At 73.8% G+C, this 21,327-nt stretch carries 21 protein-coding genes and 1 pseudogene; 10 read left to right on the top strand and 12 right to left on the bottom strand.

What is annotated here, in order from left to right; genetic code table 11:
• Positions 1 to 4: 4 nt before the first annotated feature.
• Entirely contained in the window at positions 5 to 1,399 is a 1,395-nt protein-coding gene (locus ACFWA9_RS00725) for a ferric reductase-like transmembrane domain-containing protein (RefSeq protein ID WP_380382108.1), read from the bottom strand.
• A 275-nt stretch (positions 1,400 to 1,674) separates the two neighbouring features.
• Here ACFWA9_RS00725 and ACFWA9_RS00720 point away from each other — a divergent pair, with 275 nt between their 5' ends.
• Together ACFWA9_RS00720 and ACFWA9_RS00715 are read left to right on the top strand one after the other, a co-directional pair.
• Positions 1,675 to 2,385 (top strand): response regulator transcription factor, encoded by a 711-nt coding sequence (locus ACFWA9_RS00720; RefSeq protein WP_352291573.1) that lies wholly within the window; start codon positions 1,675 to 1,677, stop codon positions 2,383 to 2,385.
• Positions 2,386 to 2,441: 56 nt separating this feature from the next.
• Positions 2,442 to 3,947 (top strand): sensor histidine kinase, encoded by a 1,506-nt coding sequence (locus ACFWA9_RS00715; protein WP_380382124.1) that lies wholly within the window; start codon positions 2,442 to 2,444, stop codon positions 3,945 to 3,947.
• A 75-nt stretch (positions 3,948 to 4,022) separates the two neighbouring features.
• Here the strand turns inward: ACFWA9_RS00715 and ACFWA9_RS00710 are convergent, their stop codons facing one another.
• Positions 4,023 to 5,288, bottom strand: coding sequence for an APC family permease (locus tag ACFWA9_RS00710; RefSeq protein WP_380382106.1), 1,266 nt, complete (start codon positions 5,286 to 5,288; stop codon positions 4,023 to 4,025).
• Positions 5,289 to 6,005: 717 nt separating this feature from the next.
• On the opposite strand from ACFWA9_RS00710, the gene ACFWA9_RS00705 reads away from it, so the two are divergent.
• The 3 genes and pseudogenes from ACFWA9_RS00705 to ACFWA9_RS00695 all read left to right on the top strand — a co-directional run bounded on the left by ACFWA9_RS00705 (position 6,006) and on the right by ACFWA9_RS00695 (position 7,627).
• Entirely contained in the window at positions 6,006 to 6,380 is a 375-nt protein-coding gene (locus tag ACFWA9_RS00705) for a hypothetical protein (protein ID WP_380382104.1), read from the top strand.
• 104 nt (positions 6,381 to 6,484) lie between these two features.
• Positions 6,485 to 6,729, top strand: a pseudogene (locus ACFWA9_RS00700) (phosphotyrosine protein phosphatase); the annotation flags it as partial.
• 169 nt (positions 6,730 to 6,898) lie between these two features.
• Entirely contained in the window at positions 6,899 to 7,627 is a 729-nt protein-coding gene (locus ACFWA9_RS00695) for a hypothetical protein (RefSeq protein WP_380382102.1), read from the top strand.
• Positions 7,628 to 7,787: 160 nt separating this feature from the next.
• Here ACFWA9_RS00695 and ACFWA9_RS00690 read toward each other — a convergent pair whose 3' ends face one another.
• From ACFWA9_RS00690 to ACFWA9_RS00675, 4 genes are all read right to left on the bottom strand, one after another.
• Positions 7,788 to 8,267, bottom strand: coding sequence for a hypothetical protein (locus tag ACFWA9_RS00690; RefSeq protein ID WP_380382100.1), 480 nt, complete (start codon positions 8,265 to 8,267; stop codon positions 7,788 to 7,790).
• 259 nt (positions 8,268 to 8,526) lie between these two features.
• Positions 8,527 to 9,771, bottom strand: a complete 1,245-nt coding sequence (locus ACFWA9_RS00685; RefSeq protein WP_380382098.1) for an MFS transporter — start codon at positions 9,769 to 9,771, stop codon at positions 8,527 to 8,529.
• Positions 9,772 to 9,803: 32 nt separating this feature from the next.
• Positions 9,804 to 10,214: a cupin domain-containing protein gene (locus tag ACFWA9_RS00680; RefSeq protein WP_380382096.1), complete on the bottom strand. Its 411-nt coding sequence runs from the start codon at positions 10,212 to 10,214 to the stop codon at positions 9,804 to 9,806.
• Positions 10,215 to 10,254: 40 nt separating this feature from the next.
• Positions 10,255 to 11,271: a zinc-dependent alcohol dehydrogenase family protein gene (locus tag ACFWA9_RS00675; RefSeq protein WP_380382094.1), complete on the bottom strand. Its 1,017-nt coding sequence runs from the start codon at positions 11,269 to 11,271 to the stop codon at positions 10,255 to 10,257.
• A 252-nt stretch (positions 11,272 to 11,523) separates the two neighbouring features.
• On the opposite strand from ACFWA9_RS00675, the gene ACFWA9_RS00670 reads away from it, so the two are divergent.
• Positions 11,524 to 12,435: a helix-turn-helix transcriptional regulator gene (locus ACFWA9_RS00670; protein WP_380382092.1), complete on the top strand. Its 912-nt coding sequence runs from the start codon at positions 11,524 to 11,526 to the stop codon at positions 12,433 to 12,435.
• A gap of 263 nt (positions 12,436 to 12,698) precedes the next feature.
• On the opposite strand, the gene ACFWA9_RS00665 is transcribed toward ACFWA9_RS00670, so the two are convergent.
• The 3 genes from ACFWA9_RS00665 to ACFWA9_RS00655 form a co-directional block, all read right to left on the bottom strand.
• Complete coding sequence (locus tag ACFWA9_RS00665) at positions 12,699 to 14,945, bottom strand: hypothetical protein (RefSeq protein WP_380382091.1); 2,247 nt, start codon at positions 14,943 to 14,945, stop codon at positions 12,699 to 12,701.
• Entirely contained in the window at positions 14,942 to 15,637 is a 696-nt protein-coding gene (locus ACFWA9_RS00660) for an ABC transporter ATP-binding protein (protein ID WP_380382089.1), read from the bottom strand. The genes ACFWA9_RS00665 and ACFWA9_RS00660 overlap by 4 nt, the downstream gene beginning before the upstream one ends.
• Positions 15,638 to 15,845: 208 nt before the next feature.
• Complete coding sequence (locus ACFWA9_RS00655; protein ID WP_380382088.1) at positions 15,846 to 16,220, bottom strand: hypothetical protein; 375 nt, start codon at positions 16,218 to 16,220, stop codon at positions 15,846 to 15,848.
• 480 nt (positions 16,221 to 16,700) lie between these two features.
• Here ACFWA9_RS00655 and ACFWA9_RS00650 point away from each other — a divergent pair, with 480 nt between their 5' ends.
• On the top strand, positions 16,701 to 17,669 hold the full coding sequence (locus ACFWA9_RS00650; protein ID WP_380382086.1) for an LLM class F420-dependent oxidoreductase: 969 nt from the start codon (positions 16,701 to 16,703) through the stop codon (positions 17,667 to 17,669).
• Between the two features lie 338 nt (positions 17,670 to 18,007).
• Positions 18,008 to 18,427, top strand: coding sequence for a hypothetical protein (locus ACFWA9_RS00645; RefSeq protein WP_380382085.1), 420 nt, complete (start codon positions 18,008 to 18,010; stop codon positions 18,425 to 18,427).
• A gap of 157 nt (positions 18,428 to 18,584) precedes the next feature.
• Here ACFWA9_RS00645 and ACFWA9_RS00640 read toward each other — a convergent pair whose 3' ends face one another.
• Together ACFWA9_RS00640 and ACFWA9_RS00635 are read right to left on the bottom strand one after the other, a co-directional pair.
• Positions 18,585 to 18,878, bottom strand: a complete 294-nt coding sequence (locus tag ACFWA9_RS00640) for an STAS domain-containing protein (protein WP_380382083.1) — start codon at positions 18,876 to 18,878, stop codon at positions 18,585 to 18,587.
• A 126-nt stretch (positions 18,879 to 19,004) separates the two neighbouring features.
• Positions 19,005 to 19,439, bottom strand: a complete 435-nt coding sequence (locus ACFWA9_RS00635) for an Hsp20/alpha crystallin family protein (protein WP_380382081.1) — start codon at positions 19,437 to 19,439, stop codon at positions 19,005 to 19,007.
• A 110-nt stretch (positions 19,440 to 19,549) separates the two neighbouring features.
• Between ACFWA9_RS00635 and ACFWA9_RS00630 the strand changes: the two genes are divergently transcribed.
• Positions 19,550 to 20,239: a hypothetical protein gene (locus ACFWA9_RS00630; RefSeq protein ID WP_380382079.1), complete on the top strand. Its 690-nt coding sequence runs from the start codon at positions 19,550 to 19,552 to the stop codon at positions 20,237 to 20,239.
• Positions 20,214 to 20,462 carry a hypothetical protein gene (locus ACFWA9_RS00625; protein WP_352291587.1) on the top strand — a complete coding sequence of 83 codons (249 nt, stop codon included), beginning with the start codon at positions 20,214 to 20,216 and terminating at the stop codon, positions 20,460 to 20,462. The genes ACFWA9_RS00630 and ACFWA9_RS00625 overlap by 26 nt, the downstream gene beginning before the upstream one ends.
• A 173-nt stretch (positions 20,463 to 20,635) precedes the next feature.
• On the opposite strand, the gene ACFWA9_RS00620 is transcribed toward ACFWA9_RS00625, so the two are convergent.
• Positions 20,636 to 21,145, bottom strand: coding sequence for a hypothetical protein (locus tag ACFWA9_RS00620; protein ID WP_380382077.1), 510 nt, complete (start codon positions 21,143 to 21,145; stop codon positions 20,636 to 20,638).
• Positions 21,146 to 21,327: the final 182 nt, after the last annotated feature.

The following is a 21,327-nucleotide window of genomic DNA, read 5'->3' as shown; positions in this document are numbered from 1 at the left end:
TCCTTCAGAGGTCGAACGACTCGTGGTGGATGCGGTGGGCGGGGACACCGGCGGCACGCAGCTCGCGCGTGACCGCCCCGGTCATGGCCGCCGGCCCGCACAGGAACACGTCGTGCTGCGCCAGGCCCGGCACCAGCCGGCCGAGCGCGGCCGCGGAGAGCGGGTCGCCCGTCACGTCACGACGGCCGACGAGGTAGGACAGGCGGGCCGAGCGCGTCCCGGCGATCCGCTCCAGTTCCTGCCGGAACAGCAGGTCCTCGCCGTCCCGGGCCCGGTAGAGCAGGGTCAGCTCACCGGGCCCGGCCGGCAGGGTCTCGAACAGGGTCCGCAGCGGGGTGATGCCGACGCCGCCAGCGATCAGCAGGACACGCCGCTGGGTCCGCCGCCGGGCGGTGAAGGCCCCGTACGGGCCCTCGGCGCGCACCCGGGTCCCCGGGCGGAGGCCGGCGAGGGCGGCGCTGTGGCCGCCGAGTCCCTTGACGGTGAAGCGCAGGAACCGGTCGGTGGGCGGCGCGGAGAGCGAGTACGGGTTCGCGGCCCACCGCAGTCCCGGGGCGAGGAACTGGAGCCGGAAGAACTGGCCCGGTTCGGCGCGCAGTTCGGCCAGCCGCTCACCGGTCAGGAGGACGGACACCACCCCGGGACCCTCGGGACGGACCTCCGCGACGTGCAGCCGGTGGCGGCGGTCGCGGAGGAACGGGACGGCGAGCCGGTACCAGCCCAGCACGGCGAAGGCGGCGACGTAGAGCACGTACCAGCCGGCGCGGGCGGGCCCCCGGCCGAGGTCGGCGCCGTTGGTGAGCTGGTGGGCGAAGCCGAGGGCGACCGCGAGATAGGTCGCCAGGTGCAGGTAGTACCAGGTCTCGTAGCCCAGCCTGCGGCGGGCCGCCCGGGCCGAGACGGCGCCGGTGCCGAGGAGGAGCAGGGTGGCCGCGGTGGCCTTGAGCATGTCCGGGTCGTGGAGCACCATCCGCACGGTTTCGCCGACGACGGCCCGGTGCGCGGTGAGCGCGGACCCCCAGACGACGGTGAGGACGTGGACGGTGACCAGACCGACCAGGTAGCGCCCGCCGATCGCGTGCCAGCGCGCCAGCCGGTCCGCACCGACGTCCCGCTCCAGGGCGGGTATCCGGGCCATCAGCAGGAGCAGCACCGGCGCGGCGTACCCGGCGAGCAGGCCGGTGATCCGGCCCGCGCCGGTGAGCCACTGATCGGCACCGGTCACCGCGTAGGTGTCCTGCCACCACAGGGCGAGCACGGCGCCCGCTCCGGTGGCCACGGCCGGCGGGACGAGCCGGGCGAGCAGCCACGGCGGGAGCACCGGCCGCTGTGAGGTGTGCTGGAGCCGACGGTGGCCGGCAGGCGCGGCGCGACGCGGTCGCTGGACTGCGGTACCCATGGTCCTGTTCCTCTCTGCGCGGCTCCGACGCCCTGCGCGCGGCCCGGGAGGGTGCGCGGACGACCGTAATCCGGAGACCCGCCCACCGTGTCAGCCGTACCTCTCAGTTCCCTCTGAGTTCCGCCGCCACCGACCCTCCCGCAGGGAGTTGTGCCAGCTCAGGGCCATGATCGACGGTTCGCGGTCTCAGCGGATTCTCACCCTGGCACGGCACAATGGCGCAGAGAGCGACCGCACGCCCCCGGCGACCGGGAGCGCCGACCGGATGGGATGCCATGCCCGTGCCCACCCCGCGTGTCCTGGTCGTCGACGACGAACCCGACCTGGTCGAGGTGCTGTGCGCCGCGCTGCGCCACGAGGGCTGGGAGTCGCGCGGGGCGGCCTCGGGGGAGGAGGCGGTGCTGGAGTGCCGCGGCTGGGAGCCCGACGCCGTCGTGCTGGACATGATGCTCCCCGGCCTGGACGGCATGGCGGTGCTGGCACGCATCCACGCCGAGCAGCCCCAGGTACGGGTGCTGTTCCTGACCGCCCGCGACGCCGTCGAGGACCGGATCGCGGGGATCGAAGCCGGCGGCGACGACTACGTCACCAAGCCCTTCAGCCTGCAGGAGGTCGTGGTCAGGCTGCGGCGGCTGCTGCGGCGGGCCCGGGCGGCGGACACCTCCGCGGCCGCGGTGCCGGCGGGTGCCCTCGTGCTGGGTGACCTCGTCCTGGTGGAGCAGTCCAGGGAGGTGCTCCGGGGCGGCACCCCGGTCGAGCTGTCCCCGACCGAGTTCCAGCTGCTCCGCTACCTGATGCAGCATCCGCGCCAGGTGCTGAGCAAGGCCCAGATCCTGGATGCCGTCTGGTCCTACGACTTCGGCGGGCAGGCCCACGTCGTGGAGCTCTACATCAGCTACCTGCGCAAGAAGGTCGACGCGGGCCGGCCCGCGATGATCCACACCGTCCGGGGCGCCGGCTACCTGATCAAAGCACCGGTCGCGTGAAGGGCCGCTCGGTGAAGGGCCGCTCCCTGAAGGATCGCTCGGCGGAGAGCCGCTCGGTGAAGGGCCGGCTGGTGGAGAGCCGCCTCGTGCCGCGCACCATCCGCAGCAGGCTGGTCGCAGGCCTGCTGGCCCTGCTGGCCGTCACCTTCGCCGGTGTCGGCCTCGCCGTCACCACCGCGCTCGACCACTACCTGGTGAACCAGCTCGACCAGCGCCTCGCCGACGCGGGCGGACGGTACGCCGCCAGCCTGGAACACAGCGGCGCCGGCCCGGGACCACGCGGTGACACCCGCGCCCAGAGCCCCGGCACCTTCGGCGCCCGCCTGGTGAACGGCCGGGTCACCAACGCGGGCGTGGTCGACGGCGACGCCGACGACGAAGGGGTCGCCGAGGGCACCACCCCGGCCGACACCGACGACACCGTCGCCCTCACCCCGCGGGACCGGCAGAACCTCGCCCGGCTCCCGGTGGGCGGAACACCCGGCTCGGTGCGCCTCTCCGGCCCGGGCCCCTACCGCCTCCGCGCCGTCGCGGGGCGCGACGGCGACGTCCTGATCACCGGCCTCCCCCTGCACCAGGTGCACGAGACCGAGAACCGCGTCGTCGCACTTGAGCTGATCTCCTTCGCGATCGCCCTCGGCATCACCGGCATGGCCGGCGCCCTCTGGGTGAGGCTCTCGCTGCGCCCGATGAACCGCATCGCCGACACGGCGGAGCGGATCAGCGCCCTCCCGCTCGCGGCGGGCGAGGTCGTCCTCGACGACCGGGTACCGGGGGCGGACCCGAGGACCGAGACCGGCCGGGTCGCCCTCGCCTTCAACCGGATGCTGGGCCACGTCGAAAACTCCCTCGCCCAGCGCCACGCGTCCGAGAACCGGCTGCGGGCCTTCGCTGCCGACGCGGGCCACGAACTGCGGACGCCGCTCGCCACCATCCGGGGCCACGCCGAACTCGCCCTCGGCCACCCGGGAAGCGCTCCGGCCGAGGTGACGCACTCGCTGCGCCGCATCGATGCCGAGTCCGTCCGGATGGGAGCCATCGTCGAGGACCTGCTGCTGCTCGCCCGGCTCGACGCGGGGTGGCCGCTCGCCCGTGAGGAGGTCGACCTCACCCGCATCGCCCTCGACTGCACCCAGGACGCGCGCGTCGCGGCGCCCGGCCACCGCTGGCGGCTCGAACTGCCGCCCGAGCCGGTCGTCGTGACGGGGGACGAGCACCGGCTGCGCCAGGTCGTCACGAACCTGCTCTCGAACGCCCACCGCCACACCCCCGAAGGCACCACCGTCGTCCTGCGGGTCGAAGCCCGCCGCGTCACCGTCTCCGACGACGGCCCGGGGATCCCTCCCGAGCTCGCCCCGCACGTCTTCGAACGGTTCGTCCGGGGCGACAGCTCGCGCTCGCGCACGAGCGGCGGCACCGGACTCGGCCTCGCCATCGTCGAGGCGGTCGCCACCGCCCACGGCGGCACGGTGACCCTGTCCCCGCGCCCGGGCGGCGGCACCGTCGTCACGGTGACTCTCGGCTGCCCCGATGCCCGGGCGGCGGCATCGTCGTCACCATGACTCCCGGCCGGCCGGCGCCCGGCTGGCCCGCGCGTCACGGCGCCGTCCGTGCACTGGCCGGCACCCGAGGCGTGTTCAGCCCCGGCGAAACAGCCTGCGCGTGCCGTAGACGGTGGCGCCCAGCGCGATCACGGCGGCGCCCCACAGCACCGAGGCGGCCGGCAGGGCGGCGGCCAGGACGAGGCAGCCCGCCGCGCCGACCACCGGCACGACCCGGGGTGGGCGTCCCTCCGCGGGCGTGAGGGTCCAGGCGCTGGCGTTGGCGACGGCGTAGTAGGCGAGCACGCCGAAGGAGGAGAAGCCGATCGCGCCGCGCACGTCCGCGGTGGCCGCCAGGACGGCGACCACCGCGCCGACGGCCAGCTCCGCGCGGTGCGGCACGCCGAAACGCGGGTGGACGGCGGACAGCCGGTGCGGCAGGTGGTGGTCGCGGGCCATCGCCAGGGTGGTGCGCGAGACCCCGAGGATCAGCGCGAGCAGCGAGCCGAGCGCCGCCACGGCCGCACCCGCGCGCACCACCGGGGCCAGGCCCGGGGCGCCGGCGGCCCGGACGGCGTCGACCAGCGGCGCCGCCGAGTGAGCCAGACCGGCCGGGCCGAGTACGGCGAGGACGGCGAGCGCGACGAGGGCGTACACCACCAGGGTGATGCCGAGGGCGAGCGAGACCGCCCGGGGGATGGTCCATCGCGGATCGCGCACCTCCTCCCCGAGCGTGGCGATCCTCGCGTACCCGGCGAACGCGAAGAACAGCAGGCCGCCCGCCTGCAGGACGCCGTGGAAGCCGGCGTCCGCGCCGACCGCCCAGTGGCCGGCGTCGGCCGTCGAGCCGGTCAGGCAGGCGGTGACCACCGCGGCCAGCACGGCCAGGACGGCGGCGACGATTCCGCGCGTCAGCCAGGCGGCTTTCTGGACCCCGGCATAGTTGACGGCGGTCAGCGCCACCACTGCCGCGACCGCGACGGCGTGCGCCTGGGCGGGCCACACGTAGGAGCCCACGGTGAGTGCCATCGCCGCGCACGAGGCCGTCTTGCCGACCACGAAGCCCCACCCGGCCAGGTAGCCCCAGAAGTCGCCGAGGCGCTCGCGGCCGTAGACGTAGGTGCCCCCGGACCGCGGATAGCGCGCGGCCAGCCGGGCCGACGAGGTGGCGTTGCAGTACGCCACCACGGCCGCCAGGGCCAGGCCGACCAGCAGCCCGGAGCCGGCCGCCGAAGCGGCGGGCGCGAGCGCCGCGAAGACTCCCGCGCCGATCATCGACCCGAGCCCGATCACCACGGCGTCGAACAGGCCCAGATGCCGTCCCAACGCCCCCGGAGCGGCTGGTGACGCCGACGTGTTCATGGACTGCCCTCCGCGGATTCCGATGTCGGCGCACGATACGCGAACGAGGTGGCGGGCACCTGAACGGGCCCGCCGGCCCGCTGCGGCGGTCCTCGGTAGTCCCGGCCGGATCCTTCAGGAGCCGGAGCCGGAGCCGGAGCCGGGGCCGCGCCGGTCCGGGTGTCCGGCCCGGCGGCGGTCTACGGCACAGCGGGCAGCGTGCCACCGGCCATTGACCACCGTCACGTCCGGTCCCCAGGCGGCGCCGCGCACGACCACCCCGGGGAAACCGGTGCCGGTACCCGGGGCGAACGTCATTCCAGCTCTCAGCCTTCCGGAGGTCCCCGGAAATCACACCGAGATTCAACTCCCTTTGCCGACAGCCGCCTGGTCCGCAAACGGCCGATCCTCTGGCAAGTCAACGATTGCCGAATTGAGCTGTGGAACGGTGCGCCATGGCGTGCCGGGTTCCCTCAGCGGTTCCTACCCCTCCGTGTGGGCATGTTCGGTGGAGGAAGTGCCGGGCCCGATTGTTCTCGGCGGGTTTCCAGGAGACGCGCCGAGGAATCCGCCGGCGGCGGAGCCGGCCGGAATCAGGCGCATCAGGGTGACCGGCCGCTCCCGGCTGCCAGGTGCTCGTCGGCCGGGCACCGGCCCGGCCGACCAGCGTGAGGGCGACGGCCTCACGGACCCTGCGCAGAAGCATCACCCTGCCCCGCGCGGGGAGTTCCGCGTATCGTGACCGATGGACCGACACACCGGCCGCTACCGACTGAGCGGACCGCCGGCCCCTCGGACGCGCCCCACGGTCACTACGGCGAGCTCGCCGGCACACCCCTTGTGCTCTACCGGCACGCGGACGGGCTCCGACTTTGGGTGGGGGGAGAAGTCATCCCGCTCGATGGATCCGTTGACGTCCTACACCGTGTCGTCGGATCCGATTGTGTCCTGACCGTCGGCCAGTACATTGAGATTCGCTACCCGGCTCCGCTGGAATGGTACGGCCTGCAGGACGACCTGACACCGTTCGCCGAAGCCGAGGACTTCGACCTCGGCCTCTTCACGGCAAACGTGGTTCACGACCCGGGACGGTCAGCGCAGATCTACCTCTGATCCGGGCAGCGAGCACGGGGCTGGTGGCCCATTCCCTTCGGGGCGGGTCACCAGCCCGATCGCTCCGCTAGGAGCCGGGTGAGGCGTTCGACCCACTTCCCCACCACGCCCGGCCCGCCAGGGAGCAGCGCAGCCAGGGCGGCTCCGCCCCGGCCGACACCGTGAACCCGGTCATGGCCGAGGCCTTGGCCGTGGTCGGCATCGACGTTTCCACCGAGGTGCCGAGGGTGCTGACAGTCGACGCCGTGCCGGCCTCGACCGGGTGATCACGATGGGCTGCGGCGATGCCTGCGCCTACTTCCCCGGCAAGCAGTACCTGGACTGGAAGCTGGACGGCCCGGCCGGCCAGTGGCGACGTGCGGCTCCAGGTCGCCAACTGCCCCGAGCGAATCCGTTGGCACGAAGGGCCCCCAGATGACAAGACTGCCCTGGTGAATACCCTGCCGCCGCCGCCCGGCCCACTCCCTCTGCCAGTACCGGACCCGCGTGCCCGCGACGTCGTTCTCGACTATGCGGGCATGGACGCGTTGGTAGCGGACCTGGTTCTGCCCGGCGGCGCGTCGATGTACGTCATGAGCGCGATGGAAACGTCCCGCGAGCTCATCCGGCACTCCTACTACCGGTATGAGTTCGCCACCGTTGCCGTCACACATTCCCTGATGGCCCTGGAGCTCGTCCTCGCCGAGCGTCTGGCCGTCAACGAACCGGTCCAGGACCTCATCGAGCGCGCCGCCGTCGCTGGGCTCATCCCGGCCGAACTCGCTGCCGAGCTCGACCGCAGCCGACTGCTGCGCGACGAACTCACGCAGGGCACTGTCACAAGTGCCGCCGTCGGCCCAGTCGGGGCCATCACCATGGTGCGTGCTGTCTTCAATGCCGTTTCCCTGCTTCTTCCCCCAGCATCCGCGGTAGACATGGCAGCGGTCTACATGAACAGGGCGCAGCCTGAGGGCCGGCTCGCCCCGCTGTGGGAGGAACACCGGCGAGCCCTGTACCCGGACAGCTTCCGCGGCATCGACGTTGATGGCGTGGAGCTGATCCTCCTGGACGCCGACGTCGCGGGCCTCGTCCAAAGAGAGCTCAACGGCGGGCTCGACGACAGTGGTATTGCCGTCCTCTGGGCTTGCATCGCCGACCTCGACAAGGTCGTGCCCCTGATCAACTCGGAGTACTGCGCCTCCTACTTTTCGAGACTTCGGACGATGGCCAGGCTCGTAGCAGCCCGCTACATTCCCACGGCAACCTGACGCGGGGAGCCCGCACCGGCCAGGCCATGGCCGGCTGACGCCGGTTTGCGGGGAGGACCCTTCCGACCTCCGGTGCAGCGGCGGCTTCTACCGTTGCTTGACTGTGTTCGGGTGCCGGTCGAGCAATAGTCAAGGCTTGTGGGTGAGGCGCTGAGCTTGTTCAGCCTCCATGGGCTTCGGGGCAGTGTGCTGCGACCCAGGTGGCGGTGATGTCGCTGCAGGTGAGGATGACCGACCCGAGTCTGAAGGCCATCTCGTGAGTGCAGCCCTGGTCGTGCGGAAGGATCTCGTCCAGGATCAGCGTGCCGAGGTTGTCCCAGGTCGAGGACGCGTTCGGAGTGCTGATCCGGACGGCTGTCACCCCCGCATAACGAATGACCAGGTTCTCCTCGTGTTTCCAGCAGTTGTGACGGAGGCTGAGGTCGAGGGCTTTCTCCTCCTGGAGAAAGGCCGCCTGGTGGAGCGTGAGGTCCTTGACGCAGCGCCGCCCGGCGAAGTCGTAGTGGCTCGCTTCGGTGGCGAATGCCCTGGCGCCCGGTGGCAGGCTGAGGCTCAGCGCAGGCAGAAGCTCAAGGTAGGGGCCGGGGTTCAGGACTCCGGTCAGCTCGCCTACTCGGGCATCGAGATCGACATACTTCATTGCTCACTCCTGCGATGGTCCAGCCGTCCGTCCTTGCCCGACAACATCGCCGCCGCCACCGCCCGGCAGCAACTCGGCGTCCTCTTCCGCAACGACACCACCCGACAACGGCACCCAGCTCCTGCTCCAAAGCGCCCAGCCGCCTGACCCGACCCGCCTCCATCCCGCGTCCGGACCCTTCCCAGTCGGCCCGGGCACGCCCCGGGGCCGAGCCGTCCCCCCGTCTCCCATCGGTGCGAAGGGCGGGGCCGGGGGCGGGTCAGTGCCGGACCGGCACCGGCACCGGAACCCCGTCGCGGGCCGGGCCCGGTACCGCAGCCCGAGCCCGCCGTGGCGTGCCGCGCAGCGCGAGGGCGGCCAGCGGCAGCAGGGTGAGGGCGGCGAGGACGCCGCCCACGAGAGGGGGCCCGGTCAAGCCCAGGCCGGTGTCCAGGGCGTGGCCGGCGAGGGCGGAGCCGGCGGCGATGCCGGTGTTGTAGGCGGACGTGGTCAGGGCGGAGGCCAGGGTGGGGGCGTCGCCGGCGAAGCGGACGGCCAGCGAGGTGACGACGGGGTTGACGGCGAAGCCGGTCAGCGCCATCAGGAAGACCAGAGCGACCGCGGCGACCGGACGGGTGGAGAGCGGGGCGAGCAGCAGCAGGGCGGCAGCGGTGGCCGCGGCGGCGGTGATCGTGGTGGCCATGGGGCGGCGGTCGCCGAGCCGCCCGCCGATGGTGTTGCCGCCGAGCGCGCCCGCGCCGAAGGCGATCAGCACCAGCGGCACAGCGGCCTGCGGGATGCCGGTACGGCCGGTCAGCAGCGGTGTGAGGTAGGTGTAGGTGGCCAGGACGCCGCCCATGATCAGGACGGCGGCGGCCAGCGCCAGCCACAGCGGGCCCTGCCGCAGGGCCCGAACCTCCGCCCGCACCGACACCCCGGCCCGTTGCTCGGTGGCGGGGACGAGGCAGCCGACGACCACGGCGGCCAGGGCCGCCAGGGCGGCCAGCGCCCAGAAGGGGCCCCGCCAGCCGGTGGCCTGCCCGACGACGGATCCGAGCGGGACGCCGACGACGTTGGCCAGGGTCAGGCCGCCCATCATGACGCCCACCGCACGGGTGGCGCGGCCGGGCCCGGCGGCGGCCGTGGCGATGACGAAGCCGACGGCCCAGAACGCGCCGGTGGCCAGTGCGGTGGTGAAGCGTGCGGCGAGCACGACGGCGAAGGAAGTGCCGGCGGCGGCTACGAGGTGTCCGAGCGCGAAGACGGCCAGAGCGAGGACCAGGGTCAGTCGGCGGGGCAGGCGCAGGGTGGCCAGGGCCATGGCCGGCCCGCCGACGATCATGCCGACGGCGAAGACGGTGATCAGCAGCCCGGCGCGGGGAACACCGACGTGCAGGTCGCCGGCGATCTGTGGAAGGAGTCCGGCGACGACGAACTCGGAGGTGCCCATCAGGAAGGTGCCGGCGGCCAGCACCCACACGACGGAGGGGAGCTTGCCGGTGACGGGCCCGGCGGGGCGGGGCATGGGGGCTTCTTTCCGTATGGGGACGGGGCGGGTCAGTGGGTGGCCGGAGCTGCGGTGTACTCCGCGTCGGTGACGGGGCTCAGCCACTGCACGACGTCGTGGTCGTCGTCGCCCTCGTTGATCGCGAGGTGGACCATGAGCCGGTTCGGCGCCGCGCCGTGCCAGTGCTCCTCGTCGGCTTCGAACAGGACGCGGTCGCCGGGCCGGATGACCTCGACGGGTCCGCCGCGGCGCTGGCACAGGCCGATGCCCTCCGTGACGAAGACGGTCTGGCCCAGCGGGTGGCGGTGCCAGTGGGTGCGGGCGCCGGGCATGAAGTGCACCAGGTTGGCGGTGACCCGGGAGGGCGTGGGCGCGGCGGCGACGGCGTCGATGTAGACGTCGCCGGTGAACCAGTCCGCCGGGCCCTTGGCGGTGTCGATCGAGCTTCGGGTGATCTGCACGCGTGCTCCTTGTACGGGGGTGGGGCGGGGGTGGGGGCGGTCAGGGCGTGAGGAGGGTCTTGATCGCGCGGCGCTCGTCCATCGCCTTGTAGCCCTCGGCGACCTGGTCGAGGGGCAGGGTCAGGTCGAAGACCTTGCCGGGGTCGATGCGGCGAGACAGGACGCGTTCGATCAGGTCGGGCAGGTAGCGGCGCACCGGGGCGGGGCCGCCGCGCAGGCCGACGTGGGAGAGGAACAGTTCCTGCCCGTCGAGGGCGACCTCGTGCGGGACACCGACGAAGCCGACGTTTCCGCCGGGGCGGGCGGAGTGCAGGGCCTGCTGCATGGACTGGGCGGTGCCGACGCACTCCAGGACGCTGTCGGCGCCGATGCCGCCGGTCAGTTCCCTGATCCGGGCGATGCCGTCCTCGCCGCGTTCGGTGACGATGTCGGTGGCGCCGAAGGCGCGGGCGAGGTTCTGCCGGGAGGCGTGGCGGGACATGGCGATGATCCGTTCCGCGCCGAGTTCCTTCGCGGCGATCACCGCGCACAGGCCGACCGCGCCGTCACCGACCACCACCGCCGTGGAGCCGGGGCGGACGTGGGCGGCGTCGGCGGCCCACCAGCCGGTGCCCATCACGTCCGAGTTCGCCAGCAGGCCCGGCCAGAACTCCTCGCCTGGGACCTCGTCCAGGGCGACCAGGGTCCCGGCGGCGTTCGGGATGCGTACGTACTCGGCCTGGCAGGTGGACATGAACTCCCGGTGCAGGCAGTTCGACTGGAAGCCGTTGTGGCAGTTCGGGCAGGTGTTGTCGGAGGTCGCGAAGGAGCCGACCACGAACTGACCCGGCCGCAGACCGGTCACCTCGGAGCCGACCTCCTCCACGAAGCCGACGTACTCGTGGCCCATCGGGTGCGGATCGCCGATCGGCTCCGCGCCCCGGTAGGGCCACAGGTCGGAGCCGCACACGCAGGTGACGGCCGTGCGGATGACCGCGTCGGTGGGGTGGAGGATCTTCGGGTCGTCCAGCGTCTCGAAGCGGACGTCACCGGGGGCGTGGATCACTGCGCCGCGCATGGGGATCTTCCTTCGCGTTCCGGGGCGCGGCGGCCGGGCGAGCCGGCCGCCGCCGAGTACGGGTCGGGCGCACACTCCTGTCGGTCCTGTCGGTCCTGTCGGTCCTGTCGGTCCTGTCGGTCCTGTCGGCCCCGAGGCGGAGAGCGCCACGTGATCCAGGAAACCCGGTGCCGGCGGGCGCAGCGAGTCACCGTCGAGGGGTGTACCGGCAGTACACCCCTCGACCGCCCGGATCGCCGTACCGTCGAAGGCGTGGACAACAGCCAGGAGGTCCGCGAGTTCCTCACCTCGCGGCGCGCGAAGATCACCCCCGAACGGGCGGGCATGCCCGCGGGCTCCCGCCGCCGGGTGCCCGGCCTGCGGCGCAGCGAGGTCGCCGCCCTCGCCGATCTGAGCGTCGAGTACTACGCCAAGCTGGAACGCGGCAGCCTCGCCGGTGCCTCGCCCGCCGTCCTGGAGGCCGTCGCCCGCGCCCTGCAGCTCGACGACGCCGAGCGCGCCCACCTGCTGCGCCTCGCCCAGGCCGCCGACGGCTCCGACGCTCTCGCCCGCCCCCGCCGCCGCACCGGCGGCCGCCCGTGGACGCCGCGCCCCAGCCTGCAGTGGATGCTCGACGCCGTCACCGCCGGGCCGGCGTTCGTCCGCAACGGCCGCATGGATCTGCTCGCCGCCAACCAGCTGGCCCGCGCGTTCTACGCCGAGGTCTACGACACACCCGGCAACCGGAACAACCTGGCCCGGTTCAACTTCCTCGACCCCGCCTCCCGCCGTTTCTACCCCGACTGGGACCAGGCCGCCGACATCGCCGTCGCCATCCTGCGCACCGAGGCCGGCCGGGACCCCCACGACAAGGACCTCCACGACCTCGTCGGTGAGCTCTCCACCCGTAGCGACGAGTTCCGGACCCGCTGGGGCGCCCACGACGTCCGTCACCACGGCACCGGCACCAAACGCTTCCACCACCACGCGGTCGGCGACCTCACCCTCGCGTACGAAGGCCTGGAGCTGGCCGCCGAACCCGGCCTCACCCTCACCGTCTACTCCGCCGAACCCGGCTCCGCCTCCGCCGAGGGCCTGCGTCTGCTCGCCTCCTGGGCCGCCACCCGCGAAGCCGGGAGTGGGTTTCGGCAGAGCGAACAGTCGGCATCGACTTCTCACGAGTGAGCTCGTACCGCTGTGCGGACCCTGAATCCGGGATCGGCACCGCCCCCACGACGGCCGGGCTCGTCACGCTCCGCCCTGACCGGGGCGAGGCCCCTGTCCACGTGCGCCAATGTGGCACCGAGGAGGACGAAGCCCGACATGGAAGCGGCCTGACCGCGTGACGAAGCCGGTGGACCGATGGGGCGTGGCTCCACCGGCTTCGTCGTTGTCGCGCGGCCCGTCCGGCCGGCCACCGGCTGAAGGGGCGGGCCCGCAGACTCGCCTCAGGCCCCCGTCGGTGTCCAGCGTCTGCCGTGGCGGGCGGCGGCCGTTCCGGCGGTGGCGGCGAGGGCGGTGGCGAGCAGCGCGGCCGCCGCGAGCAGCAGGCCGTAGTCGGTGAGGGAGCGTGCGGGGGTGGTGAGCATGTCGGGGTTCTGGACTCTGGGCAGCGTCAGCACCGTGTCCAGTGTGATCGCGAGAGTGGCGGCAGCCAGGACCGGCAGGCCCAGCAGGTACCGGGCGGCGACCCGGACCAGCCGGGTGTCACCGCCGAGGGTCGCGAGGGGCGCGACTGCGGCGGCGAAGCGGAGGGCCTGGGCCAGGGCGCCGAAGCCGATCGCGAGCAGCAGCACCAGGGTGCCGGTCCCTCCGAAGAACGTCACCCAGCGGGCCTGGTGGGCACCGGCCGCGGACGCGCCGCGGTCGCCGGGCACGTCGACGTTGGCCGTCACCGCGAGGTGCCGGTACACGGCGGCCTTCACCGCCGGGACGTCGAGTCGGCCGTCGCCCTCGCCCTCACCGACGACGGCCAGCCAGAGCGAACCGTCGTCCCGCAGCCCGGTGAGTGGCCCGGTTCGTACCGTCGCGCCGGTGGGCCGGGCGCTCCCGCTGTCGTCCAGCACGGCCTCGCGCAGGCGCCGGTCGAGGTCGCCGGTGGGAACGGTGGCGGTGCCGCCCCCGACAGGGCAGGGCAGGGCGAGCGCGGTCAGCTCCGCGCAGGGTGCCTGGATGAGCGGGCCGCCGCCCGGGGCGGGGCCGAAGGAGACGGTGTGCGCGCCGGGCGGGAGCGCGGCGAGGAAACGCTGCTCCGGTCGGGCCGCCGCCGAGGCCTGGACGACCGCCGCCCTGCCCAGGCCGGGCGCGGCGACCCGGGCGGGCCCGCCGGACGACATGGTGGTGTAGTCGGTGAGCAGCTGTGCCTGGCCGAGCAGGCCGACGCAGATCACCAGGGAGCTGGTCAGCCTGGCCACCAGGCCGGGGTTCGCGGCGGCCGTCCGGGCCGCGATCAGGGCCGGCCCGCGGCTGCGGCGGGCGGCGGCCGCGGCGAGCGGGCCCACCGCCCGGGACACGCCCCAGGAGACGGCGGCGGGCAGGGTGGCGAGCAGTCCGGTGGTGGCCACGATGAACACCTGTGCACTGGAGAGGCCTCCGCCGAACAGGGGGCCGGCGAACCAGGCGAGCAGGAGGAATCCGACGCACATCCCGAGCACGGGCGCCCGTAGCCGCCCGGCGGCCGCTCCCCGTCCCGGCCTGGTCACCCCGACGCCACCGCCCACACCGGCGGAGGCCGGCGCACTCCCGGCACGGGTGGTGCTCCGTGGCCGGACCAGGAGCAGGACGGCGCCGATCAGCGCGACGGCGAGCGCGGTGGTCGCGCCGAGCCAGGGCCAGGCCCGCCGCAGGTCGCCGGCGGCCAACCGGTAGTTGATCCAGGGGAGTTCGACGTCAGCGGCCAGGAACGGCAGGAGCAGCACGGTGCCCGTCACCGCTCCGGCCGCGGCGGGCCGGACAGCCGCCGCGAGGACGGCCTTGGCCCGGTCGCGGCGGCGCGCGCCCAGGACGGTCAGCAGGGCGAGCCGACGGTCCTCGGCGACCGCGCCCGACCGCGCGGCGACGACGGCCAGTGCCAGGGCGGGCAGGGCGAGCAGGACCGCGATCACGGCCGCCAGCTCTCCCGCCGGCCGGACGATCCTGAGGTCACCGAACGCCGCCCTGGAGGCGCCGCCGTAGCCGGTGATGCCGACCCAGCGCTTGGTGGTCGAGGCCATGTCGGGGGTCGGCCGGACGTAGGCGAGCCGCTCCCCGGGGGAGGCCAGGCCCTGCTGCCCGATGGTTGCGACGACGGTCCCGTACCGGTGGTCGAAGCCCTCGTCCGGCGGTCCGTCGCGCAGGGCGGGGGAGAGCAGCACCTCGCCCGGGGCCGGCCAGCGGGCGACGCCGGGAGGCAGGGGCGCGGTGTCGGTCAGCGGAGAGATCAGGACGACGGCGAACTGGCGCCCCCGGTAGGAGTCCCAGTGGCTGGTCCACAGCGCGGTGGGGCGCTCGCCCTCGGCCGCTATCGCCGGGTTCCGGGCGTTCGAACGGGCCTCGCGGCCGGTGTAGGCGGCTGAGGCCGCCACGAACGCGCCGCCGGTGAGCACCAACACGGCCGTGGCGCAGAGCAGGGCCACGAACCGGGTCCACGCGCCCTCCCCGGCCCAGCCGGTGGGCCGACCGGACCGACGGGTACCGCCGCCACGCTGACCGTTCACCGGGCACAACCGGTCAGGGCGGGATCCTCGACCAGTTCCCCCGCCCGCAGCAGCACGGTGCGGTCGGCGGCGGAGGCCACCGCGGAGTCGTGCGTGACGACGAGCAGTGCGCACCCGCGGCTCCGGGGCAGGTCGAAGAGCAGTCGGGTGATCCGATCGCGGGCCGGTTCGTCGAGGGAGCCCGTCGGCTCGTCGGCGAGCAGCACGGGCGGGGCGCCCATCAGGGCGCGGGCGATGGCCGTCCGCTGCCGTTCGCCGCCGGACAGCGCCGCCGTCGTCACGCCCGCGCGCACGGGCACGCCCACGTCGGCCAGCAGCGCGCGGGCCTCGGCGCGGGCGTCCCGCCGGGACCGGCCGGCCAGCAGACCCGCCATGGCCACGTTCTCCAGCGCCTCCAACTCCGGTAGCAGTTCACCGAACTGGAACACCATGCCGACGCGGTCCCGGCGGAAGGCTGCGAGGCGGGTGCCGCTCAGCCGCCGCACGTCCTCGCCGCCGATCCTGATCTCGCCCGCCGAGGGCCGAGCCAGGCCGATCATCAGGGCGAGCAGCGTGCTCTTCCCGGCACCGGACGGTCCCATCACCGCCACCGACTCGCCGGCCGCGACGGACAGTTCGACCCCGTCCAGGAGTCGGCGGTCGCCGAGGCGGTAGCTGAGTCTGCGGATGACGACCGGCGGTTCGTCAGTCATGTGCGGTCCGGGCCTTTCGTAGCCGCTGTGTTCACGAACGGTGGGGCTCCGCCTCGTTCGGCGGGGGGGAGATCGGAGTTCACGGGACGGGGCTCCGGGGTCCGGCGGGGCGGGCAGCGCTACCCGCCCCGCCGGACGTCACCGGGAGCCCATCGGCGCCGTCACCGGCGAGGTCACCGGCGAGGTCATCGGCGCCATCACCTGAGGATCAGTGGTCGTCGGACCACCAGACGCTGCAGAGGTCCTCCGCCGCGGGGTTGGAGACGCAGGTTTTCATGTCCCAGATGACGCCGCCCGTCCCGCTGTAGCTGGTGGTGCCCTCGCCGGACTTGTTCCAGAGCGAGTAGAGCTCGGTGCTCGGGTAGTTGCGGTTGTACCGGGTGTAGACGGGGTTGCCGTCCGCCCTGGTGTCCATCACCGCGGCCATCGCGTTGGGGGCGCCGGCGCCACTGCCGGTCCGCCACGAGTGCGAGCCCGGGGTGTAGCGGTCCATGTCGGCGTGGGCGACGCCCGCGCCACCGGCGACGACGGCGAGGCCGGCGGCCACCAGGCCGACTCGGGCAGCGGTCTGACGAATACTCATGACTGTTTCCTCCGTGGATGGTTCGAGCACTTCGACAGGGGCGGGATCGCCGCTCCCTGCATACCTCCGACGGATGCCGGCGATGGAATGTGACAGCACGGAAGGTGGAGGTGATGGGTGGGCCAGGCTCGGCTGTGCCAGTACCGCGCCGCCTCCGCCTCCGCGACCGTCACCCGGCCCGGCCCGGCAAGTTCCGTCCAACGGGGCTGCGCCGGCCGTCCCGCGCCGAGCCGTGCCGGCCGGGTGCTCCAGGAGAGGAGCCCGGCCCTCCGAGCTCTGGGCGTGGCGCACGCTGCGCCCAGAGCTCGGGTTGGCTTTCGCCTTGAGTGCCTCCCTCGCGCGCGGCCGGAAGCGGCGCAGCCACGGCCCGTGTCGGGCGGGCGCCGCCAGGTGGCCGCTGCCGCTGCCGGCACCCGGGGGGCCCGGATGGGATGGGGCCGCTCGGTGTGAGGGTGACGGTGATCGGGCAGGCGCGGGGTCATGGTGAGAATCGGATACACGATGATGACCGAGCAGCGCGGCCCGCGTGACCTGGTCGCGGACGTGGTGCGCGCCGAGCGGTCCGGGTTCGACTTTTCGGTGATCTCGGACCACTCCTTCCCCTGGCTGGACGAGCAGGGTCACGCTCCGTACGCGTGGGCGGTGCTCGGTGCCGCCGCGCAAGCCACCTCCCGGATCCCGCTCATGACCTACGTGACGTGCCCGACGTTCCGCTACCACCCCGTGGTGGTGGCGCAGAAGGCCGCCACGTTGCAGTTGCTGTCCGAGGGCCGCTTCCGGCTCGGGCTGGGCAGCGGTGAGAACCTCAACGAGCACGTGATCGGGCGGGGCTGGCCGGCCGTACCGGTGCGCCAGGCGATGCTCGACGAGGCGGTACAGATCATCCGGGCACTGTTCGACGGCGGGTACGTCACCCGGCGAGGCCGGTACTTCGACGTCGAGGGCGCCAAGCTGTGGGATCTGCCCGACCGGCCCCCGCCGATCGGGGTGGCGGTATCAGGGCCGGACTCCTGCGAGCTTGCCGGCCGGCTGGCCGACCTGGTGATCGCCGTGGAGCCGGACCAGGCGTTGATCACCGGGTTCGCCGAGCACGGCGGGGCCGGAAAGCCGGCCGTGGGTCAGCTGCCGGTGTGCTGGGACACCGACCGGGACACCGCCGTCCGGCGGGCCCACGAGCAGTTCCGCTGGTTCGGCAGCGGTTGGAAGGTCAACGCCGAGCTGCCCGGGACGGCGGGGTTCGCCGCCGCGAGCTGCTTCGTCCGCCCCGAGGACGTCGCCGAATCCGTTCCGTGCGGTGACCGGGTCAACGACTTCGTCGAGGCGGTGCGGCCGTTCGTCGACGCCGGGTTCGACGAGGTGGCCCTCATCCAGGTCGGCGGCGACAGCCAGCCCGCGTTCCTCGACTGGGCCGAGGGCACCCTGCTGCCGGCCTTGCGTGAGGCGTTCTGAAACCTGGTCGGCTCGGCCACGCCGCGGCTCCGCCGGGCACAGGACGGTCAGGGCAGGCTCGACGACGCCCTCGCCAAGGCGCTCGCGGACCGCCCTCGCCAAGGCGCTCGCGGACCGCCCTCCCGGGCCGATCGTCGATCTGACGGGCGTGACCTGCTCCGGGGAGGCGCCGGCGCACACGGACAGAACCGACACCTTCCGGAGGGAGACCGTCGGGGAGGCGGCCCGGCCGCTCGCAGGACCGGTCGGACCAGGCCGGCCCACCTGCCCGCACGCCCAGCCCGCCTCCGCTGACACCGCCGACCGGCGCGCTGGGCCCAGCCGATAGACTGCCCGTCATGAGCATGGTCACGGCAGTCGAGCGCGTCATCCACGAGGCGGAACTCCAGCTCACCGACGGGACCTGGGAACTTACCGCGACCGATTCCGCTCTGGCCCGCAAGACCGCCGCAGCCCTCGATGCCGCGATCGGCCCCGCCGACACCCACCAGTCGCTGGCGAGGATCGAGCGGCTCGCCGCACTGCGCGAAGCTCTCGCGGCCCTGGCACTGACCATCGCCCGCACCCATGGCCACCTCGCCTGGTTCCTCGCCGACGCCAGCAGCCACCTCGCACCGGTCCTTCACTGGCGCGCCCTGGACGCCCCCGGCAACCGCACCTTCGGCGCCGTCCTCCCCACCGGCGACGAACTCGCCGACGCCGAGGCCGCCACCCGCCTCCTCGCCGCCATGCTCACCCGCGGCAGCCGCACCACCTGACCGGCCAGCTGGGCGCCGAGCAGGGTCAGGACGATCCGGGCGGCCCGCTCGGCCTCCTGGGGGGTGTCGTAACCACCGCGTTCCCGGATTCCGCCAGGAACGCCTCCCAGGGAAGAGCCACCGCGCTTCTCCCTCCACCCCCAAAGCCGGTGCGCGGTCAGGGCAGCACGGCCAGGCGCCGGTGCAGACCGGTGAGCTTCAGCAGGCGGATGACGCAGCGCCCGGCTCCGCGCACGATCAGGCGCCTGCCGTTGCGGTCGGCCTGGTTGCGGGCCTGGACGAGGGCGCCCAGGCCCGCGCAGTCCATGAACGTCACCTCCGACAGGTCGAGGACGACCTCCCGGTGCGACTCGAGCGCGGTGGCCAGGGCATGGCGCAGGGCCGGGGCGGTGTCGAGGTCGATCTCGCCGTTCGCCCGCACGATGAAGGGTTCGCTGCTCCGGCTGTTCATGGCGTTTCCGCGTCGCTGCGGGCGGGCCGGTCCGGGCGGGGCCGGCCTGCGGTCGGGGGTGTTCCGGCCGCCCCGTCGATCGAGGGGGGAGAGATCGGGGGCGGCGCGGAACGGCATCGGGGCGGGTCAGGCCTGGATCTGCGTGCGGCTTCCGCTGTGGCTGATCGCGACCTTGCGGGGCTTGGCCCTCTCGGCGACCGGGATCTTCAGGGTCAGCACGCCGGCGTCGTAGTCGGCGGTGATCCCGGCGGGGTCGAGGGTGTCGGACAGCATGACCTGGCGGGAGAACACCCCGAGCGGGCGCTCGGACAGCTCCCACTTCACGCCCTCGCTCTCGCGGCGGGGGCGACGCTCGGCCTTGACGGTCACCATGTTCCGTTCGACGTCGATGTCGATGGCTTCCGGGTCCACCCCGGGCAGGTCGAAGCAGATCACGTACTCGTCCCCGGCCCGGTAGGCGTCCAACGGCATCGATGCCGGCCGCGACCAGGTTCCCGTGTTGCCCAGGAACTGCTGGGTCAGCCGGTCCAGCTCGCGGAACGGATCAGTGCGCAGCAGCATCGCGAAACACCTCCACTGATCGAACAGGTGCCAGTGCGCTTCTTCTGAGACCGTTGTAGCGCGTCATCCATCCGATGACAAGTCTCCGCGTCGCCTATAGAGTGACTGTCATGAATGAGAAGCCCCGCAGACCCGCCCCCGACGGCCCCCGGCCGGTCGAACCCGCCTCGTTCCTGGCGGCCGCGGCGGCGCTGGCCGCGATCGACGACGCCGTCCGCACCGCCCGCGACCCCGGGCCGCAGCCCCCGGGCGCCCCTGACGCGCAGGACGGCCCCGAGCCCGCTCTGGCCGCTCTCGTCCTGCTGCGGGAGCTGCGTACCGAGCTTGCCGGCTGGGAGGCCGGACTGGTGCGGACCGCCCGGGAGGCCGGTGCCACCTGGGCCGACCTCGCCCGTCCCATGGGCGTTGCCAGCCGCCAGGCGGCCGAGAACCGCTACCTGCGCCTCAAGCCCGCCGCAGGTCGCACGACGCAGGCCGGTACCGGCGCGGAACGCGTCAAGGCCGTCCGTGACCGCCGAGCCGCCGACCGCACCGTCACCGCCTGGGCCCGTGACAACGCCGCCGAGCTGCGGGTCCTCGCCGCCCGGATCACCACGACCGCGCTCGCCCCCGGCGCTCGCCCCGCCCAGGCCGCCCTGACCGCCGCCCTCGGCGCCACCGACCCCGCCGACCTCATCGAGCCCCTCGCCGCCGTCCGCCCCCACCTCGGCGCCGGCCAGGACGACCTCGCCACCCGCCTCGACGCCCTCACCCACCACACCGCCCAGCTCCGCGATGACAGCGACCAACGCCGCGCCTGATCCCGTCGCCGGCGAGGAGCGCTGGCAGGAGCTCCTGGACCGGATTCACGACCTCGAAGCACGAGTGGCCGCCACCACGGTCGCCGTCACCACCGCCCTCGACTCCCACCTGGCCCGGCTCGACACCCTGCGCCACCAGCTCGCCCGACCCGACTGGCCACTGCCCGCCCCCGATGCAGGCAGCCCCCGGGCCACGCCGCCGGCGAGCAACCAGCAGGCCTGACCCGGCCAACCAGCAGCCCTGACCCGGCCGGGAGCCGTCCGCGGCCCGCGACCGCCGTACGGTCCGCGTCCGTGTCCCCCCGGCGCGGCCCGGCGGCGGTCAGCGCCAGTGGCCTCCAGCGGTCTACCAGCTCCAGGCGGCCCCGATGTCGGATGCTCGGCCGGTCGGCGGCATCACGCCGTCGGGGCGCCCTCGACGTTCAGCCGCTCCCCGAGCCGGCCCCGGTGCAGGGCGGCGACGGGCTCCAGGAGGTCGGGGTGGCGCAGCAGGACGGCCGCCTCGGTGTCGCGGATGCCGGGCTCGGTGAGGCGTCGCAGGGCTCCCGCCCCGGTGTGGTGCTCGGTCGTGGCGAGGGTCTGGTGGGCGTGCGAGGCGAGTGCGGGGTCGGCGAGGAAGCAGGCGGCCCAGCTGACCACGGTCTCGTCCACCCAGGTCCGCCACGCGGCGTCGTCCGGACGGGGGTCGTGGCCGGTGAGCCGGTCGAGCCGGTCGGCGCCGCCGGGGCCGAGCAGGTCCAGGAGCTGGACGTCCATCGGGGTGGGGTAGCACAGGGTGGCTGCCAGGGCGGTCGCCTGCCGGGCCTGGCTCTCGGCGAGTGCGCGGCTGAAGGCGCCGGCCGGGGGAGGGTAGGCGTTCAGGAGCCAGCGGGTGCAGGAGGCTATGACGGGTGACAGGTCGGGCACGGGGATCGGTCCCTCGGGGAGGTGCTCGCCTGGTCCGGTGTCGGTGGTGCGAGCCGTCCGGTGCGGAGCCGCGCTGCCCCGCTCGTGGCCGCCCAGTGTAGGACGCTTCCTCCCGGGCGCTGCATGACGGGCTCACGCCGGCCCGATCCTGGCGTCGGGGGAGGGCGGGCCGTGCGACGGCC

The sequence above is a fragment of the Kitasatospora sp. NPDC059973 genome (assembly GCF_042737525.1).
Classification (GTDB): Bacteria; Actinomycetota; Actinomycetes; order Streptomycetales; family Streptomycetaceae; genus Kitasatospora.
The sequence above is the reverse complement of the archived record's forward strand: the minus strand, read 5'-3'. Positions and strand labels throughout refer to the sequence as shown.

Bases quoted from the DNA above. Each gene is read 5' to 3' on its own strand.
- ACFWA9_RS00725 (WP_380382108.1), bottom strand. From the start codon at position 1,399: ATGGGTACCGCAGTCCAGCGACCGCGTCGCGCCGCGCCTGCCGGCCAC.
- ACFWA9_RS00720 (WP_352291573.1), top strand. From the start codon at position 1,675: ATGCCCGTGCCCACCCCGCGTGTCCTGGTCGTCGACGACGAACCCGAC.
- ACFWA9_RS00710 (WP_380382106.1), bottom strand. From the start codon at position 5,288: ATGAACACGTCGGCGTCACCAGCCGCTCCGGGGGCGTTGGGACGGCAT.
- ACFWA9_RS00695 (WP_380382102.1), top strand. From the start codon at position 6,899: ATGGACGCGTTGGTAGCGGACCTGGTTCTGCCCGGCGGCGCGTCGATG.
- ACFWA9_RS00690 (WP_380382100.1), bottom strand. From the start codon at position 8,267: ATGAAGTATGTCGATCTCGATGCCCGAGTAGGCGAGCTGACCGGAGTC.
- ACFWA9_RS00685 (WP_380382098.1), bottom strand. From the start codon at position 9,771: ATGCCCCGCCCCGCCGGGCCCGTCACCGGCAAGCTCCCCTCCGTCGTG.
- ACFWA9_RS00675 (WP_380382094.1), bottom strand. From the start codon at position 11,271: ATGCGCGGCGCAGTGATCCACGCCCCCGGTGACGTCCGCTTCGAGACG.
- ACFWA9_RS00660 (WP_380382089.1), bottom strand. From the start codon at position 15,637: ATGACTGACGAACCGCCGGTCGTCATCCGCAGACTCAGCTACCGCCTC.
- ACFWA9_RS00655 (WP_380382088.1), bottom strand. From the start codon at position 16,220: ATGAGTATTCGTCAGACCGCTGCCCGAGTCGGCCTGGTGGCCGCCGGC.
- ACFWA9_RS00650 (WP_380382086.1), top strand. From the start codon at position 16,701: ATGGTGAGAATCGGATACACGATGATGACCGAGCAGCGCGGCCCGCGT.
- ACFWA9_RS00645 (WP_380382085.1), top strand. From the start codon at position 18,008: ATGAGCATGGTCACGGCAGTCGAGCGCGTCATCCACGAGGCGGAACTC.
- ACFWA9_RS00640 (WP_380382083.1), bottom strand. From the start codon at position 18,878: ATGAACAGCCGGAGCAGCGAACCCTTCATCGTGCGGGCGAACGGCGAG.
- ACFWA9_RS00635 (WP_380382081.1), bottom strand. From the start codon at position 19,439: ATGCTGCTGCGCACTGATCCGTTCCGCGAGCTGGACCGGCTGACCCAG.
- ACFWA9_RS00630 (WP_380382079.1), top strand. From the start codon at position 19,550: ATGAATGAGAAGCCCCGCAGACCCGCCCCCGACGGCCCCCGGCCGGTC.
- ACFWA9_RS00625 (WP_352291587.1), top strand. From the start codon at position 20,214: ATGACAGCGACCAACGCCGCGCCTGATCCCGTCGCCGGCGAGGAGCGC.